1 protein-coding gene is annotated in these 798 nt (G+C 73.6%); it reads left to right on the top strand.

Translation table 11 applies throughout. The features are described from left to right. Nucleotides 1-16: 16 nt before the first annotated feature. Nucleotides 17-798 (top strand): PAS domain-containing protein (locus VQ03_RS30240; protein ID WP_245292255.1); only part of this gene is annotated, 782 nt, incomplete at its 3' end.

Below are 798 nucleotides of genomic sequence, written 5' to 3'. Positions count from 1 at the left end.
CGTCGCGGTGCCGGTGATGATCGAGGGGGCGCCGGCCTACGTGCTCAGCGTCACGGTGCCGGTCGCGCGGCTGCATCAGATCCTGATCGAGGACCTCGCCCCGGGCTGGACCACCGGGATCGTCGACCGCAACGGCCTGCTGCTCGCCCGCTCGGAGGACCATGCCAACCTCGCCGGCCAGCCGATGCAGGCCGCCCTGCGCGGCTCCCCCACCGGGGCCCCCAACATCTGGGAGGGGGTCGACCGGCGAAGGCGGCCGGTCCTCTACGTCGAGACCACCGCGAAGGCGGCGGGCTGGACCGTGGGTGCCAGCATCCCCAAGCAGCAGGTCGAGGCGCCCCTGCGCCACTGGGTCGTGGCCTTCGGCGGGTTCGGGCTCCTGGCGCTCGCGGTGTCGTCGATCCTGGCGGTGAAGCTGTGGGCGCGGGTCGCCGAGCCCCTGCGCCAGCTCGCGCAAGCGGGCGGGGCGCTCGCCGCCGGCCAGCCGGTGCCGCGGGTCTCGACGCCGATCCGCGAGATCCGCCAGCTCGCCGATACCCTGGCCGACGCCTCTCAGAGCCTGCGCCGGCGCATCGCCGAGCGCGACCAGGCCCTCGACCAGCAGAGCCGCAGCCTCGCCGCCCTGCGCGAGAGCGAGGCGCGCTTCCGCCACATGGCCGATTCCGCCCCGGCCCTGATCTGGATGACGGACGACGCGGGCGAGGTCGTCTTCGTGAACCTCCACTACGATTACCTGTTCGGCCGCTCGACCGAGACGCTCACCGGAGGCCGCTGGCGCGAGATCGTCCATCCTCCCTA

This window comes from Methylobacterium tarhaniae (assembly GCF_001043955.1).
Taxonomy (GTDB): domain Bacteria; phylum Pseudomonadota; class Alphaproteobacteria; order Rhizobiales; family Beijerinckiaceae; genus Methylobacterium; species Methylobacterium tarhaniae.
This window is presented reverse-complemented; position numbering and strand designations above follow the sequence as displayed.